Below are 16,057 nucleotides of genomic sequence, written 5' to 3'. Positions count from 1 at the left end.
ATATGAATAACGTCACACCATCTACTTTGCAACAAATTCTCAATGACTACCGTGAAGTAACCCAAAGCCAAAGAGATTCAGGAACGCTGTTTGAAGATTTGATGATCAAGTATTTTGAGCATGAGCCAAAATTTAAGTCCGAATACGAAACTGTTTTAAGCTATGCCGACTGGGCAGAAAAATATGAGGAGGCGCTAGGCCTACCGAATAAAAAAGATACCGGCATTGACCTTGTCGCCACTACTTATTCAGGAGAGCATCACGCGATCCAGTGTAAAAACTATCTGCCAAGCCACACTATGGCAAAGTCTGATATTGATAGTTTTATGGGTGCCTCTGGTAAAACTTACTTTAGCTATCGCATCATTGTTAGTACGGTGACGAATTGGACAGATAACGCCAATGACATGCTAGAAGAGCAAAACCCACCTATCACCACCATTAACCTATCTGATCTTGAGCAATCGGTTATCGACTGGGATTTGTACTATAAATCTCATGAGGTAAAGGCAGTTGAGAAATATGAGTTAAGACTACACCAACAGCAGTCTCATGATGCCGTTATCAAGGGCTTAGAAAATGCGGATCGCGGTAAGCTCATCTTAGCTTGTGGGACAGGTAAAACTTTCACTTCGTTAAGAATTGCCGAGACTATGGCAGGGAAAGGCAAAAAGGTACTGTTTTTAGTGCCAAGCTTAGCATTACTCAGCCAAACGCTGAATGAATGGACGCAGCAAGCAAAATTACCGCTAAAAAACTTTGCCGTGTGCTCAGATAGTGATATTGGTAAGACCAAAATCAGTGAGGACGACCGTGTGGTCGCCACACGCTCAGAGCTAGACTTCCCATCAACAACTAATGCAAAGAGCTTAGCTAACAGCATTAAAGCCTTGCACGATGATGAGCACATGACGGTAGTGTATAGCACTTATCACTCCATCAACGTGCTATCAGACGCGCAGATGAGCCATAACATCGGTGAGTTTGACCTAATTATCTGTGATGAAGCGCATCGTACCACTGGGGCTACCTTTGCAGACGAAGATGAATCCAACTTTGTTATGGTACATAGCGATGACAATGTCATGGCTAAAAAACGCTTATACATGACCGCCACACCGCGCATCTATAGCGAAGATGCCAAATCTACTGAAGCTGTAGAGCTGTGCTCGATGGACGATGAAGCCTTATTCGGTAAAGAGCTGCATGTCATTAACTTCTCTACTGCTGTCTCATTAGGGCTATTGGTTGATTACAAAGTCATTGTTCTTAGCGTTGAAGAAAGCGTAATCAACCGTAGGCTGCAAACCCTACTTCAAGACGATAATAATCAGCTTAACGTCGATGATGCCGCTAAAATTATCGGCTGCTGGAAAGCACTGTCAAAACAGGGCTTAGAAGGTCATGGCGATCCGATGCAGCGAGCAGTCGCCTTTTGCCAAGTCATCAACACTGACTATAAGGGTAAAAAGCATAAGGTGTCTTCTAAACTCATATCTAGCATGTTTAGTGAGGTTGTAGAAGCCTACCAAACCGCTGAGATTGCCGCTTTATTGGCAGAAGACCCTGATGCTGTCATACCGCCTTCGTTAAGCCTAAGCTGTCAGAGTAAGCACGTTGACGGCAGCATGAATGCTAGTAAGAAACAAGAAAAACTGGACTGGCTCAAACAAGATTTAGAAGATAACACCTGTCATATCCTCTCAAACGTGCGCTGTTTATCTGAAGGCGTTGATGTTCCTGCACTTGATGCGGTGATGTTTATGACACCAAGGCAGTCACAAGTTGATGTGGTGCAGTCAGTAGGTCGTGTGATGCGTAAGGCCCCAGGAAAGACGCAAGGCTACGTTATTCTACCTGTGGTCGTTCCTGCGGGAATGGAGCCTTCTGACGCCCTTAATGATAATCAGGTCTATAAAGTAGTATGGCAAGTGCTCAACGCCTTGCGCTCACACGATGATAGCTTTGATGCCATGATCAATAAGTTAGAGTTCAATGGTCGTGATACCAGTAAGATGGAAGTGATTGCCATTACCGATAAAGTGCAAAAGAAAACGAGTAGTAGTGGCGGTAAAGGAAAGGGTCAAGGCAAAGGGCGTGGTATCGGTGGTAGCGATACAGGTGGCGATGCTTTACCTGAGCAGATGTCAATGGAGTTTGAAGTCGGTGAGATAGAACGTGCCTTATACGCTAAGGTCGTCAAAAAATGTGGCAACCGCCACCATTGGGAAGATTGGGCAAATGATATCTCCAAAATTGCCAACACCCATATTGATCGTATCAGAGCCATTTTAGAAGATGACCAATACGAGAAAGAAATCAAACTGTTCAATAGCTTTGCTAATGAGCTACGTGACGACTTAAACAGCAGTATCAGTGATGAAGAAGTGATTGAAATGCTAGCCCAGCACTTGATCACTAAGCCTGTATTTGATGCTTTGTTTGAAGAATATGAATTTGCTAAGAAAAACCCGATATCGGTTGCTATGCAAGAGCTGCTTGATGTTATGCAAGCGCATAACATTGATAAAGAGGCCAAAACACTAGAATCCTTCTATGAGTCGGTCAAAATGCGAGCCAGTGGCATTCACAGTGCTGAGGGTAAACAGCGCATCATTCTTGAGCTATATGATAAGTTCTTCAAAAACGCTTTTCCTAAGATTACTGAACGCTTAGGTATCGTCTATACCCCTACCGAGGTAGTGGATTTTATCATTCACAGTATCGAAAACGTCCTAAACGATGAGTTTGGTTCAAGTCTTGCTGATGAAAATGTCCATATTATTGACCCATTCACGGGTACAGGTACTTTTGTCACTCGTCTCTTGCAAAGTAGCATCATTCCTAATGACAAATTGGCTCATAAGTATAAGCATGAAATCCATGCCAATGAGATCGTGCTATTGGCATACTACATTGCCTGTATCAATATTGAGACCGTCTATCACTCAGTTATGCTAGGTGACACTACAGACAATTCTAAGAGTAATGAGATAGGTTATGAACCATTTGAAGGTATTTGTCTAACTGATACTTTTGAGATGTACGAGAAAGAGGACTTAGTCAGCGAGCTACTAGAGGACAATAGTGAACGTCGTAAGCGTCAAAAGGCGTTAGATATTCGGGTAATTATGGGTAATCCTCCTTATTCGGCAGGTCAAGCTAGTGCTAATGATAACAATGCGAACGTAGCTTATAAAAACTTAGATAATAAAATTTCAGAAACTTATGCTGCTTTTAGTAATGCTACCCTTCAGAGAAATCTATACGACAGCTATATTAGAGCCATTCGTTGGGCATCTGATCGGATTGGAAATAAAGGAGTCGTTGGCTTTGTTACTAATGCTAGTTTTGTAGACGGCAACTCTATGGATGGCTTACGTCACTGCTTAGCACATGAGTTTAGCAATCTCTACATCTTTCACTTGCGAGGCAATGCGCGCACTAGTGGTGAAAAACGTCGTAAAGAAAAAGATAATGTTTTTGGACAAGGTACAAGAACTCCTATAGCAATCTCTATTTTAGTAAAAAATCCTGAATCTGAACACGTAGGCCAGATAAAGATACATGATATTGGTGATTACCATACTCGTGAGCAAAAGCTAGAAATTATTACTAAATATAAAGACTTAAGTGGTATTACTGCTGTAAATGGTTGGCAGGATATTTTCCCTAACGAATTTAATGATTGGGTCAACCAACGCGACCCTAATTTCGATAATTATATGGTTCTGGGAGATAAAAAGGATAAAAATGCCACAACTATATTTGATAATTATTCAGCTGGTGTCGTTACTAGTCGTGATATGTGGTTATATAATTTCAGTAAGAAAGCTTTGGTTAAATCAGTAAAAACCACAATCCAAACCTATAGTTATTCATTAGTAAATGATGTTGAAGTATTAGATGAAAAAAGAATCAGTTGGTCACGAGGCTTAAGAAATCTTCTTAACTCAAAAAAACCAATAGTTCTAAACTCTAATCTTGTTATACATGCTTCATACAGACCTTTTACTAAAACAAATATTTATTTTGATCGACCGTTAATTGAAATGATGTTACAGGTACCAAAAATATTTCCAAGCAATAAAATACCTAACTTAGCTTTCAGTATTACAGGACGAGGAGCTAATAAAGGTTTCTCCACTTTAATGACTAACGAAGTTCCAGACTTTGAATTTATTTCAAAAGGTCAATGCTTTCCTCTGTATTTGTATGAGAAAATCGAAGAAGATGAAACATCTAGAGGAGAAAGCTTTGATTTATTAACAGACTCTAATCAAGAATTTGTCAATAATGAATATATAGTCACTGATACAAATGGCGTTCCGATATATCGTCGCAAGGATGCCATTACTGACGAAGGTCTAGCCCATTTTGTTGACTATTATCTTGACCAAATGAGTTCAGACGATAGCATCGGTAAAGAAGACTTGTTCTACTATATTTACGGATTACTTCATAGCGAGGATTATCGTGAGCGATATGCGGAGAACTTAACTAAGCAACTTCCTAACATACCAAGAGTTAAGGCGTATAAAGATTTTTCTGCATTTAGCCAAGCTGGTCGCGAATTAGCAGATATGCATATTAACTACGAAAACGTAGATATGTACCAAGGCGTGAAAATTGTCTCTAAGCCTATTAATCTAAAGCTTGCAGACGGTCAGAATTGGGCAAAATCTAATATAGAAGATGCTAAGTTTTACGTTACTAAAATGAAGCGTCCAAAGCGCAAAAATGATGAAACAGGTAAGAATGAAGACGATCCTACTAAAATCATTTATAACAACCACATAACCATAGAACATATACCTGAAGAAGCCTACGACTACGTGGTAAATGGCAAACCTGCTATTGATTGGATTATGGAGCGCCAGTCTGTGAAAACGGATAAGAAGTCTGAGATTACTAACGATGCGAATGATTGGGCTATTGAAACGATGGGTAACGCTCGTTATCCGTTAGAGCTGTTGTTGCGTGTGATTAACGTCAGCTTAAAGACTCAGAAGATAGTGAATGGCTTGCCTGAATTGATGCTGGAATAAATGTATATTTTACAAATTTAAGAAACAATACAAAAGATAGGGTAAATCAGATATGGATATTGAGCTTTTTACAAAAGAGCGCATCAAATTTACTAAATATTTTTATGAGAATGGATGTATTCCGTTTCAAGAAACTATAGATTTGATTGAAAGAGAACAACATCCTTATGTGCCTGTCTATGATGAGTCAGGTGAGCCTCAGTTTATGAGCGAGTGGCTACAAGCACGAGATGGTATAGAGTCTATTGGTCTAGCTTCATTGTCGATGTTTTCATCGTCATTACAGATATATATGAATGCATGGTTGGATCGCTTTAACGTACCGAAATCTAAACGCAAGGGTAAAAAGGGGTGGTTTGATGCTATGAAAAAAGCGATGCGAAACCGTGGAGTGGAATTTACTACTTGTAAGTTAGACCTAGATATTTTGGAGCAGCTAGTTTTAGCAAGAAATAGGGTTCAGCATGCCGATAATATAACTAGCAACACTGTTACTCATCTACCCAAAGAGCTCGCTAGATTTCCTTCACCTACGTTTGTAGAGCCTAGTTATTCAAGCTCATCAAATACATGGTTTAGCTACCCTCGTGTTTATATAGATCAACCTAAAGTTGATGAAACTGCTTCGCTGATAGAAAGTTTTTGTGAATGGCTAGAAACTGAGTTTGTCCGTTTAGAACAAGACAGAGTGAGGAAAAAGCAAAAAGTATAAGTATCATATATTATTAACAGTATGAATATATAGGATATCAAAATGGGACAGGCAAAAAAAAGAGGCACTAAAGAGCAGCGTATAGCTGAAGCTAGAGAGAAGCAGATGGAATCACTTGATATCAGTCAGAAGCCGATGGAGGAGATTTATCAAGAATTTGATTTACCTGAAGATAGTGATTTTTTAGGCTACGTTATCAATATCGTAAAGTCAGATGAATACTTAGCTAGTTTTAGTGATTCAATCGATGAAAGACGAGTTAGCTACGCAAAATTTCCTGAGTTAGGGTTACGTTTTGAGGATTTCCACGAAGCTCTAGACGTAGGTAAAAAAGTAGCAGAGAAGTACGAAACTGATATATGTCTTTTATTTGAGACTGCTGAGCAGTATAGAGTTATACCTACATTCACGATAAATCTAGCTGACTTTAGCCAGTAAGCTATATAGTAAATCAGTATAAAGGCAATTTCTAAGCTCATCGCAAGATGGGCTTTTTTGTTGTCAAAAACATTTGATCTAATTGCACTTTGCTGTCCATGTCACTCTTATGATTTAAGGGAAAATAGAAGACTAGATAACATCCCAACATATAAAAAACAAACAAGCCTTGGCATCCTATTTGCTAAATTCAAAAATTTTACAAAAAAAATACAAAGAATTATTGATTCGATATATCTTCAAAACCTTTACGGGCATTAGAGCTGCTAGTAGCAAAATTTATTAAGCTATAAATACCTATAATAAGGCGATTTTTATCCGCTATCTATTGATATTAGTGCGATGTAGGCTGTTCCTACTAGTAAATATTTACAGTATAGCCAGCATATTCAGTACCCACAAAATCGCCCTATCGGTCAATTTTATGAGTACTGATGCAGGTAAGGGGAAACCCCTTAACCCCAAAAACTAAAAAGGTCTACGACATGAGCGACATTAATCCATACTTCTCAACATTAGAATTTCAAGAAGGTCTATTTCAGCTTAACTTCAATGCGGATGCTGATACCGATATAGAGCTATTGGTAACTGCGGAGGGTTGGAGCTTTATTCTCATGAAAACAAACAATATTTGTAGTGCTGATATCGAGACACATGATAATAAAATAGTCGTTAGTTTTGTTGACTTAGAAACTAAAGGACCTCCAGTCCCTAGGGTAAACAACCCTTATAGCGTTACCGTATCTGTTGACCAAACTAACCTCATCCCGCACTTTGATTTAGAGCGTAATGCTATTGTTATTAATACTGACGATATAGCAAGCCGAACTCACACACTCAAAGTCTACACAGAAGATAGCATAGAGCCAGTAGCTGAATTTAAGAATGTCAGAGCTTTTCGTAATGATAAACGAATAGTTAAAAATCACGTAGATAGATATATACGTTACAGCTAAGAGGTAGCAGCATGTCAGTACGTAGTAAGTTCTTAAAGCTAAGAGTTACTGATGAGGAGCGAGCACAAATTAAGCAAAAGGCAGGCGGCATATCAACGTCTGCCTTTTTGCGTCAACTTGCATTATCTCAACCGATACCACAACCATCACCCAAAGCAAAAGTAGTCATCCACTCAGCCGATCCCGAACTTGTCCGAGCTGTGGCATGGATTGGCAACAATATAAATCAGATTGCTAAGCACTTGAATAGTGGCAATGCCACAGATAATAGTATTTTGCTAAAGCTGATTGAGATACAGGCGGTACTTGATGACGAGCTAAAGCGAGTAATGACCGATGATCGTTAAGATGTTCAAACATGGCACAGGTAGTGCAAGCGGAGTTTTTAACTATCTGTTAGGTAAAGATAACAACCGCGAAGATGCCGAGCTACTGCGTGGTGACGTTGATACGCAAAAGCTGCTCATTGATAGTCTGTCATTTAAACAAAAATATACCAGCGGTTGCCTATCGTTTGAAGAAGCGCCCGATCAAATTAGTGAGCGGCAAAAAGCCGACCTTATGGATGGTTTCGAGAAAACGATTACCGCAGGGCTTGACGATAGAATCTCTATGACTTGGATAGAACACAGAGACAAAGGGCGCTTAGAGCTAAATTTTGTTATTGCTAATATTGATCTGAAGCATGGGCGACTATTTCAGCCCTATGTCCACAGCCAAGACCTTAAACGAGTCAACGCATGGAAAGATATACAGAATATTGAACAAGGCTTTACTGACCCTAACGACCCCAAAAAAAAGCGAATATTAGGTCAACGCGATAACCTACCGCGTGACATTAAAGAAGTGCGCGAACTTATCAATAAGTCATTAAAAGAGATGGTAGCTGACGGCTTGATAACTAATCGTGATGATGTTGCCAAAGCATTAAAAGATAATGATTTTAAAATAACCAGACAGACCAACAAGTCTATATCTATTGAAAACCCCGACCCTGATGCAACCCGACCCATAAGACTTACAGGCGTATTATATGAGCGAGCTTTTAAATTTAGTGCAGAAATTCGAAACGAAGTCATCAGCGCAAGCGAAGATTATCGAGGATCAGATCGAGAAAGACTTAGCACAGCTAAACAAGTCTATGAGCGAGAAATTAGCAGAAAACAAGATTATCATCGACAACGCCACCACAAGCCTAAGCAAAAGCACGAAGTTGATATACGATTACGAGACACGATGCAAAGACTTGATAGACGACTCACTTTTGAAGCTCCAAACCCATACGAACGAAAGCTTACAACAGCACAAGCTACAGATGAGTCAGATCATGAGCGATCATTTAGAGAGTATGAATACAATCGTGACCGACAAGCAAACACGCTTCATAAAATTGATGACTACAAAGCTATGGGTAGTCGTATTATTGAGCCTGTTACTAATGGCACTTGGCTTCGTGAACGGTTTAATGTGGGGATAATGGCAGATGCAAAAACAGTTACTAGATCAGATGCAGGAAGCACTACAAGCGAACTTAGACACGATAGCGCGTCAGTCACAAATGCTGGACGACAAAGACAAACTGATAGCCGAGTTAAGCAGCTCATTGAAGCCATCAGTGACGCAACAATCCGAGTTACTGCCGAACCACTTGCAGAAGCTAAAAGAGTTATTGATAACGCACTCAGAGAGTTACAGTGCAGCGATAGTCAAGCTCGACACAGCTACAGTACTACAGCAGCGCATGACAGAGATAGAGAAGCTTTTGAAGTCATTGGCTCAGCAACTAAGAGAGTTGAATCTATAGCGAGCAGTAAGCAGGATTTAATTCAAGAAGCTATCGAGAAGTACAAAGATGTTAAGAATTATCAGCCCATCTTATCCCGTAGTGATTGGGGAGAACCTAACTTGTCTGCTCCTACTGCTACGCTTAACCCTGAACCTGATCCACGCGATAATTATGATGCGCGACAGCTCGATATTATAAATAGTATAAGGAGCAGCGACAGTCTAAAGTTATCTGATAACAAGCACATAGTAGCCATGCTTGTTGACCCCGAAGCAGACCATGCAGAGCATAGTGCTGAAAATGAAATAACTAAGCATGAGACAGTCATTGAATCTCATGACATACCAACACTCGAGCCCACGCTACCAACCCCTGCGCCTTATCAAAGACCGCGCCTATAATGAAACAAAAATTCATTTCACCTAACTATTGTATTATGTATTGTAATACAAAATACAATATAATATAAAAAGGAAGTTATTATGGCCCTTACAACAGAAGGCATCCACGCAGCAGCCGACAAGTTACAGGCTAATGGCACCACACCAACGCAAACAAAAGTACGTGAAGCGCTTGGTGGTGGCTCATTTTCAACTATTGGAGAAGCACTAAAGACATGGAAGCAAGAGTAGCAAGAGAATGAGCAACTTAAACGAACCGAGATGCCTGATAACCTACGTGATGAGGGAGTTGTATTCATAGCTAAGCTTTGGCAAGAAGCGAATCAGATCGCTAATGCTAATCTAAGCACTGAACGTGAGGCCCTTACTATTGCTCAGACTGAGATACAAATAGAGATTAATAATGTCAACGAAGCAATAGTAGCACTCGAAGCCGAGCAGCTAGAAACGCTCAATCTACTAAAGCTCAGTAAGAATAAAGAGCAAATAGCAATTAGTGAAACTGCTGCATCTGCTATTAAGATCACTTCTCTTAATACCTTTATTACAGACCTGACCCATAAGCTAGATATTGAGAAAGAGCGTACAGCTACAGCCAAAGCTTTATCAACAGACGCTAATAACAAGCTTGATACTATACATTCAGAGCTTGACACCATTAGTAATAGTCTTATCCAATCGCGTGAGACTATCGCTACATACAAGGCAAATAACCAAGCTCAATCAAACGATATAGAGCGCTTACAAGTTGATGCTGTTAAACATAAGCAGACACATGATGTGACACTCTCGCAGCTAACAAAACGCACCTTAGAGCGTGACGATTTAACTAAGCAGTTAGCATCAGTAAGCGGTAAACTTGAAGCTGTAGCAGAACAGAGCAAGCAGCTTGTAGCAGAGCGAGATAGCTCTGTCGGTGATAACAAAATATTAGCAGCAACTAACACCAAGCTTGAAGCTATTAACGAGCGTTTAGTTTTGGATATAGAAAAGCTTGAAAATGAGATAGATAGCTTACGTGCAGAGCGTGATAGCGTTGTCACTGATAATGAAGCTTTGCTTAATGAGATTAGTAAGCTTACAGATACTAGTAAATAATTTAGAAGCTACTTTTAGCCCACGGAAGAATCTGGGCCAAGCCTATCTAGAACCCTCTAAACACATGTAATTAAAGCCTTCTATAGAAATGGAATAGATTCTACTATCCCATAGATAAGCCCACGATGAGTTTCACTATCAAATTTCAGACATAAAAAAACCTGCTTAAGGGCAGGTTCTATATAGGTTTGAGACAATCTAATCACTATCGAAAAATGGTGGGGCTGGAGAGACTCGAACTCTCACACCTTGCGGCGCCAGAACCTAAATCTGGTGCGTCTACCAATTCCGCCACAGCCCCATTTTCCGTTACTCTATCATTATTAGCGTTTAAACTCAAACACAGTATAGACAGTTAACTGATTCGGTAGTGCGTCTCAGTGGTTGGCTATTATATAGAGTTTGAAACGTTTGGCAACCCCTATTTGCAATTATTTTTAAATATTTATCATTTATTTTCACTTATTTTTATAAGTTATTGATATTAATGGTATTAATATTTATAAATTTGCGCCTTTAATGACGATTATTTTGCCCTTCTGCTGAAGAAATATCTAATTGCTGTAATTTACGTGTCAGGGTATTGCGCCCCCAACCGAGTAAATTAGCAGCAGCGATCTTTTTGCCACCACTATGGTTGAGCGCCGCCGTCAATAAAACACGTTCAAACTCAGGGGTTGCCGCCTGCAAGATATCGGTTTCTCCTGTTTGTAGCGATTGCTCAGCCCAAGCAGCCAATGCTTGTTGCCAACTTGAACTGTGGGAATGAGGGCGTATTTGCTCATTGTGAGTCATAGCTTGTGAAGGCTGACTTTGCTCTTGATATTCTTCTAAATCAGACGAGATATTTTCAAGTAGCTCTGGTGGCAAATCATCCACCATCACGGTGTCGCCTGTGGCCATCACGGTCAACCAAAGGCAGACGTTCTCAAGTTGGCGGACATTGCCGCGCCATTCAAAAGCCTGCATGATATGTAGTGCTGTCGGATGTAACTGTTTCTCTGCACTGTTCATCTGTTCAGCAGCGCGCTGCATAAAATAATTGGCTAATGCTGGAATGTCTTCAGGTCGTGTCCGTAATGGTGGCAGGGGCAAGCGAATAACGTTAAGGCGATAAAACAGATCTTCACGGAATTTGCCTTGTTTGACGAGTTCTTCTAAGTTTTGATGAGTAGCGGCAATGATGCGTACATTCACTTTGACCGGCTGCTGTCCACCGACGCGAAAAAACTCACCATTGGCCAGTACTCGTAGCAGCCGAGTTTGGGTACTATAAGGCATATCGCCAATTTCATCTAGAAATAATGTTCCACCATCCGCTTGCTCAAAACGCCCTTGTCGCGTCGTCGTCGCACCAGTAAACGCCCCTTTTTCGTGACCGAATAATTCAGATTCAATCAAATCATGTGGTATGGCAGCCATGTTGAGGGCAATAAAAGGCTGCTGGTGACGCGGTGAATGCTGGTGCAACGCACTGGCGACCAACTCTTTACCCGTGCCTGATTCACCAGTAATTAAGACGGTAATAGGCGAGTGCGCTAAGCGCCCAATGGCACGAAACACCGTCTGCATCGCTTGAGATTGTCCAATGATGCCACTTGGATTGTCATTAGCGCTGATGGCAGGTTTAACTTTGATTTTAGGGCTGGATGTTTTATTGGTTTTGCTGACCAGAGTAGCCTTGCTAGCAAGCTTGGGTCTGGTATTGGTATTGGGTTGTACCTGCATATTGGGTAAAGTATCTGATAGATTTTTGGTAATTGTCTTCGGAGCAGATTCAGCTGTAGAGTTTGCTGCCGCCGCTGCCAGCATATTGGGCTGATAATTAATGGCTTTATAAATCGTGACGACTGCATCATCTAAGTCAAAAGGTTTTGGCAGATATTCAAAAGCACCTGTTTGATAGCTATTAATAGCAGAGGTGAGGTCAGAATGCGCCGTCATAATGACAATAGGCAGCTTAGGGAAATGCTCATGTACCCAATCACTAAAAGACAAACCATCCATCATGGGCATACGAATATCGGTCAATATCACGTCAGGCAACTGAGCAACTGATTCCTGCTGTTGCAAAATATCGTTGAGGCGTGTCCACGCCGCTTGCGCTTGGGTAAAGCTGATAACCGTCAATCCTGCGTCTTCAAAAGTATCTGCCAACACCAAACGCAGGGCTGCATCGTCATCGATGAGCCATAACGTTGCAGGGTTAGTATTAGGTGCATTATTGACCGTTACTTTTGTAGCTTGGTTATCAGGTTCTCGTTTATCAGACTCTCGGTTACTAGACTCTTGATTGTCTGATGTTTGGGCAGAGCCTTGATTGTCGCTGTTAGATGTGGCGTGGTCATTATATGCAGTCATTTATCAGGCCTAATAAGCAAGTGATTCAGGGTGATTGTTTCATAAGTTAGGTCATGGTTTCTAAGCCTTGGGTGCTGGCTGTTTTAAGCATGGTGCGCTGGCTGATTGAAAGGCAAGTACAGCGTAAAACTGGTGTGTTGATGGTTATGATTGTTTTTGACACTGTCGTGAAGGTTTTTTGATTGTTGGGAGCTCACGTCAATCATACCATGGTGATGACTGATGATATCTTGCACGATAGACAATCCTAGCCCGGTCCCTGCGGCACGGCTGGTCACCATTGGGAAAAATATCTGTCCGATCAATGCCGGATCAATGCCTGAACCGTTATCGGCAATATTGATTTGTAGCACTTGCTTGTGCTGTTGCCCAGCAATGGTATGTTGAAAGGCAATGCGAGTTTGAATGTGTAGCGTTGGCTTATAACTGGTGCTGTCGTGATTGCTCATTTGTGAAGTGACAGGTTGTCGCAGCTTAGGCTCGGACAACTCTCTTTGCTGCAGCGTTTGCTCAAACTCAGTCATCGATTCACAGGCATTATTAATCAAATTTAAAAACACCTGTATTAGCTGATCTTTATCAGCGCATAACTCAGGCAATGACAAATCATAATCGCGCTGTAGCGTCACTTGCGGATATTGATTGACGACCAAAGATAAAACATGCTCCAGTGGCTCATGGATATTTAGCGTTTGCCAATTTGGTAATTGATTGGAGCCAAGGAATTTCCCAATAAGATGGGTTAGACGATCCGTCTCTGAGATGATGATATCAGTATAATTACGCAGTTTTTCAGCCGTTTTTTGCAGATGGCTATTCGGGTTTACCATAGGGTTTGTGCCAAGAATAGCAGGAGGAGCACTGTTAATAGGCGAGGCGTCACTGAATTTGATGAATTGCCGCTGTAATAATTGCGCCGCCCCGCGAATACCGGCAAGCGGATTTTTGATTTCATGAGCGACCGAGCGCAGCATATGACGGGCAACATTATATTGTTGCTGCTGGCGTTGTTCCTCTGATATGCGACTTTGGCGATCCTTGCCCCACATCTCAATAATAAAATAAGGTTGCTGCTCATAAATGACAGGGGTCACGCTATAATCAACTGAGAATGATAAATTACCATTTAGCGGTGTGCTGATAAGGTGATCATGATCGATAAAGGGTTGTTGATACTGCTTTGCTTGCTGAAATCGTTCTTTTAAAGAGCAAGTTTGTTCATGAGTATCTTCACCACTACTTTTATCGACAGCTACATGGTTATCACTGTCATGATTACTATCGGCTGATTTCAATGCTTTGGATGTTTCGGATGCAAGCAGGGTCAATATAGACTGACCCAGTAAGCGTCCACTACTAATAGCAAGTAGTTGTTCGGCTTGGGCATTTAGCCAAGTGATCGATAAGTCATCATTGATCCATAAAATAGCGGTGAACAAATGCTGTGACATAAATGCTAAGTCAGGTGTCGGTTTTACGGTTGTCAAATGGGTTGTCATGGCTATTGCCTAGAATAAAAGAAGACGCGATATAATATTTAACCATAAATCAACACTATAGAGCGGCAAAACTGGCGATTTTTGCAAAAAAAACGTACAATGCGCACAGCCAATTTATCTCTAGCAAGGTCAGCCATGCCCAACACTTCTACCGAGTCGGTTAATACGACTGTTACTACCTCACCGTCAACTTCTACGCCAACAGATTCTATGTTAAAAGACACTGCCACCGTTTTTAATCCTGCCAAACCAAATATAGCACAAGACAATCAGGCAGATGTCAGTCAAGCAAACACTAACCAACCTTACCATCATAAAGCCAATCACAATCAAAACCGTAGCATTGAGCAAAGCAGCGATGTGACTTCAGGTGCTTTATCGACTGAAAATGCGCCAGTGAACGCAGCGCCAAAGATTGGGTTTGTGTCACTAGGTTGCCCAAAAGCCTTGGTTGATAGTGAGCGCATTATCACTGAGCTTAGCCGTGATGGTTATCAAGTGGCGAGTGATTACGAAGGCGCTGATTTAGTGGTGGTCAATACCTGCGGCTTTATCGAGTCAGCAGTACAAGAGTCGCTAGATGCCATCGGCGAAGCGATTAGCAAAAACGGTAAAGTAATCGTTACTGGTTGCTTGGGTAAAGAGGCGGACAAAATCCGTGAAATGCACCCAGCCGTGCTAGCTGTAACTGGCGCTCATGCTTATGATGAAGTCATTAGAGCCGTTTCGCTGCATGTGCCCAAGCCTGACCGCAGTCAGGACGCTAGTTATGATCCAAAGATAGATTTGATTAATGAAGCGGGTATCAAATTGACGCCAAGCCATTATGCTTATCTAAAAATATCGGAAGGCTGTAACCATCGTTGTACTTTCTGCATCATTCCAAGCTTACGTGGAGACTTGGTTTCACGTCCGATTGACAGTGTGATGAATGAAGCGTTGGCGCTGAAAAATGCTGGTGTGAAAGAATTGCTTATTATTTCGCAAGATACCTCTGCTTATGGACTGGATTTGAAATATAAGACCAGTTTTTGGAATGGCATGCCGCTGAAGTCGAAGTTTTATGACTTGTGCCAAGCCTTAAATGACTTAGGCATTTGGGTGCGCTTGCATTATGTCTATCCGTATCCGCATGTCGATAAAGTGGTTGAGCTAATGGGCGAGAAAAAGCTACTGCCTTATCTCGATATTCCGTTCCAACATGCTAGCCATCGCATCCTAAAAGCGATGAAACGCCCAGCGCATAGCGAAAACACCTTGGCGCGTATCCATGCATGGCGTGAGATTTGCCCTGATATCGTCATTCGCTCAACCTTCGTTGTGGGCTTCCCTGGCGAGACAGAAGAAGATTTCCAATGCTTGCTTGATTGGTTAGTAGAAGCTCGCCTTGATCGTGTTGGCGCGTTTACCTATTCAGAAGTCGAAGGCGCAGTGGCTAATGACCTGCCAAATCATGTGCCTGAAGACGTCAAGCAAGAACGCTATGAGCGTTTGATGACGCTGCAACAAGATATCTCAGCGCAAAAGCTACAAGAGAAAGTCGGTAAAACCTTGATGGTATTGGTCGACGAAATTGATAGTGAAGAGGGCATTGCGATTTGCCGTAGCTATGCCGATGCACCAGAGATTGACGGTCATGTCTACGTTGATGAGATTACCGCTCAAGTTAAGGTCGGACAATTCCTAACGGTTACGATTGACGACGCTAGCGAGTATGATTTGTTTGCCAGTTACAAAGGCTAAGCAGTCACTGTAGCT

11 protein-coding genes and 1 tRNA gene are annotated in these 16,057 nt (G+C 41.5%); 9 read left to right on the top strand and 3 right to left on the bottom strand.

Annotation, left to right across the window (positions count from 1 at the left end):
* The first annotated feature begins 2 nt into the window (after positions 1-2).
* The 8 genes from I3252_RS11640 to I3252_RS11605 all read left to right on the top strand — a co-directional run bounded on the left by I3252_RS11640 (position 3) and on the right by I3252_RS11605 (position 10,439).
* A complete protein-coding gene (locus tag I3252_RS11640) occupies positions 3-5,048 on the top strand; it encodes a type ISP restriction/modification enzyme (RefSeq protein WP_238035301.1) in 5,046 nt (1,681 codons plus the stop codon).
* A gap of 52 nt (positions 5,049-5,100) precedes the next feature.
* Entirely contained in the window at positions 5,101-5,760 is a 660-nt protein-coding gene (locus I3252_RS11635; RefSeq protein WP_238035300.1) for a hypothetical protein, read from the top strand.
* A gap of 42 nt (positions 5,761-5,802) precedes the next feature.
* Positions 5,803-6,198 carry a Rab GDP-dissociation inhibitor gene (locus tag I3252_RS11630; protein ID WP_238035299.1) on the top strand — a complete coding sequence of 132 codons (396 nt, stop codon included), beginning with the start codon at positions 5,803-5,805 and terminating at the stop codon, positions 6,196-6,198.
* A 485-nt stretch (positions 6,199-6,683) separates the two neighbouring features.
* Positions 6,684-7,154 (top strand): hypothetical protein, encoded by a 471-nt coding sequence (locus I3252_RS11625; RefSeq protein ID WP_238035298.1) that lies wholly within the window; start codon positions 6,684-6,686, stop codon positions 7,152-7,154.
* Positions 7,155-7,165: 11 nt separating this feature from the next.
* Complete coding sequence (mobC, locus tag I3252_RS11620; RefSeq protein WP_238035297.1) at positions 7,166-7,501, top strand: plasmid mobilization relaxosome protein MobC; 336 nt, start codon at positions 7,166-7,168, stop codon at positions 7,499-7,501.
* Positions 7,491-9,341, top strand: a complete 1,851-nt coding sequence (locus I3252_RS11615) for a relaxase/mobilization nuclease domain-containing protein (RefSeq protein ID WP_238035296.1) — start codon at positions 7,491-7,493, stop codon at positions 9,339-9,341. The genes mobC and I3252_RS11615 overlap by 11 nt, the downstream gene beginning before the upstream one ends.
* A gap of 81 nt (positions 9,342-9,422) precedes the next feature.
* Entirely contained in the window at positions 9,423-9,572 is a 150-nt protein-coding gene (locus tag I3252_RS11610; RefSeq protein ID WP_238035295.1) for a DNA-binding protein, read from the top strand.
* Between the two features lie 30 nt (positions 9,573-9,602).
* Complete coding sequence (locus I3252_RS11605; RefSeq protein WP_238035294.1) at positions 9,603-10,439, top strand: hypothetical protein; 837 nt, start codon at positions 9,603-9,605, stop codon at positions 10,437-10,439.
* Positions 10,440-10,655: 216 nt separating this feature from the next.
* Here I3252_RS11605 and I3252_RS11600 read toward each other — a convergent pair.
* The 3 genes from I3252_RS11600 to I3252_RS11590 all read right to left on the bottom strand — a co-directional run bounded on the left by I3252_RS11600 (position 10,656) and on the right by I3252_RS11590 (position 14,299).
* A tRNA-Leu gene (locus I3252_RS11600) sits at positions 10,656-10,740 on the bottom strand.
* A gap of 215 nt (positions 10,741-10,955) precedes the next feature.
* Positions 10,956-12,800 (bottom strand): sigma 54-interacting transcriptional regulator, encoded by a 1,845-nt coding sequence (locus I3252_RS11595; RefSeq protein ID WP_238035293.1) that lies wholly within the window; start codon positions 12,798-12,800, stop codon positions 10,956-10,958.
* 83 nt (positions 12,801-12,883) lie between these two features.
* Positions 12,884-14,299 carry an ATP-binding protein gene (locus tag I3252_RS11590; protein WP_238035292.1) on the bottom strand — a complete coding sequence of 472 codons (1,416 nt, stop codon included), beginning with the start codon at positions 14,297-14,299 and terminating at the stop codon, positions 12,884-12,886.
* 135 nt (positions 14,300-14,434) lie between these two features.
* Here I3252_RS11590 and rimO point away from each other — a divergent pair, with 135 nt between their 5' ends.
* The gene (gene rimO, locus I3252_RS11585) at positions 14,435-16,042 is read left to right on the top strand and encodes a 30S ribosomal protein S12 methylthiotransferase RimO (RefSeq protein WP_238035291.1); all 1,608 of its coding nucleotides are present in this window, start codon (positions 14,435-14,437) and stop codon (positions 16,040-16,042) included.
* Positions 16,043-16,057 lie beyond the last annotated feature (15 nt).

Source organism: Psychrobacter sp. Ps4, from assembly GCF_022129285.1.
Taxonomy (GTDB): domain Bacteria; phylum Pseudomonadota; class Gammaproteobacteria; order Pseudomonadales; family Moraxellaceae; genus Psychrobacter; species Psychrobacter immobilis_A.
This window is presented reverse-complemented; position numbering and strand designations above follow the sequence as displayed.

Excerpts from the sequence above, each read along its gene's own strand:
- I3252_RS11640 (WP_238035301.1), top strand. The coding sequence starts at position 3 with ATGAATAACGTCACACCATCTACTTTGCAACAAATTCTCAATGACTAC.
- I3252_RS11635 (WP_238035300.1), top strand. The coding sequence starts at position 5,101 with ATGGATATTGAGCTTTTTACAAAAGAGCGCATCAAATTTACTAAATAT.
- I3252_RS11615 (WP_238035296.1), top strand. The coding sequence starts at position 7,491 with ATGATCGTTAAGATGTTCAAACATGGCACAGGTAGTGCAAGCGGAGTT.
- rimO (WP_238035291.1), top strand. The coding sequence starts at position 14,435 with ATGCCCAACACTTCTACCGAGTCGGTTAATACGACTGTTACTACCTCA.
- I3252_RS11630 (WP_238035299.1), top strand. The coding sequence starts at position 5,803 with ATGGGACAGGCAAAAAAAAGAGGCACTAAAGAGCAGCGTATAGCTGAA.
- I3252_RS11625 (WP_238035298.1), top strand. The coding sequence starts at position 6,684 with ATGAGCGACATTAATCCATACTTCTCAACATTAGAATTTCAAGAAGGT.
- I3252_RS11605 (WP_238035294.1), top strand. The coding sequence starts at position 9,603 with ATGCCTGATAACCTACGTGATGAGGGAGTTGTATTCATAGCTAAGCTT.
- I3252_RS11590 (WP_238035292.1), bottom strand. The coding sequence starts at position 14,299 with ATGACAACCCATTTGACAACCGTAAAACCGACACCTGACTTAGCATTT.
- I3252_RS11595 (WP_238035293.1), bottom strand. The coding sequence starts at position 12,800 with ATGACTGCATATAATGACCACGCCACATCTAACAGCGACAATCAAGGC.
- mobC (WP_238035297.1), top strand. The coding sequence starts at position 7,166 with ATGTCAGTACGTAGTAAGTTCTTAAAGCTAAGAGTTACTGATGAGGAG.
- I3252_RS11610 (WP_238035295.1), top strand. The coding sequence starts at position 9,423 with ATGGCCCTTACAACAGAAGGCATCCACGCAGCAGCCGACAAGTTACAG.